General features: G+C 41.6%; 1 protein-coding gene. It reads right to left on the bottom strand.

What is annotated here, in order from left to right; genetic code table 11:
* Positions 1–174 precede the first annotated feature (174 nt).
* On the bottom strand, positions 175–456 hold the full coding sequence (locus AACV12_RS12845; RefSeq protein WP_170901641.1) for a hypothetical protein: 282 nt from the start codon (positions 454–456) through the stop codon (positions 175–177).
* Positions 457–514: the final 58 nt, after the last annotated feature.

The following is a 514-nucleotide window of genomic DNA, read 5'->3' as shown; positions in this document are numbered from 1 at the left end:
TAACGCCCGGCTAAGGGGTTGACAACGCATAGCCGAACTCAAAAAACACACTGTAAACACTGAATTTCAATTTTGCACTAAAGTCGCCAAGCGTTGGCAATCCCTCTTGAGCCGTTTGTTATATTTTCACTCTCTACGCTAACGTGATCGACTGTTTAGGATTGTCGAAAACCATTAACAAACTGATATTTCGTACTTTTCCAAAACCGTAGCAGCTTCCGCACGCTCAATAATTTTTAACAATACCGATTGGATCGCTTCGTCTTCGCGGGCATCTTTGTCACTTGTAAAGCGTTGTATTTGAGGCTCGGCATTCTCCTCAGGTAAAAAGGTGATAACGACTTCGGTCGCTAAATCCGTCGTTGTACCGAAATACTCTAATGATATTTGCGGATAACCTTTGAAACCTCTTTGTACTCGTTTCAATATGCGTTTTTTCGCTTTATCCACGTTCATCATGAATCCTTTTGATTGCTGAACTTAAAAAAATATAACGCCCGGCTAAGGGGTTGAC

It is taken from the genome of Vibrio sp. 2-2(8), assembly GCF_963888495.1.
Lineage (GTDB): Bacteria > Pseudomonadota > Gammaproteobacteria > Enterobacterales > Vibrionaceae > Vibrio > Vibrio anguillarum.
The sequence above is the reverse complement of the archived record's forward strand: the minus strand, read 5'-3'. Positions and strand labels throughout refer to the sequence as shown.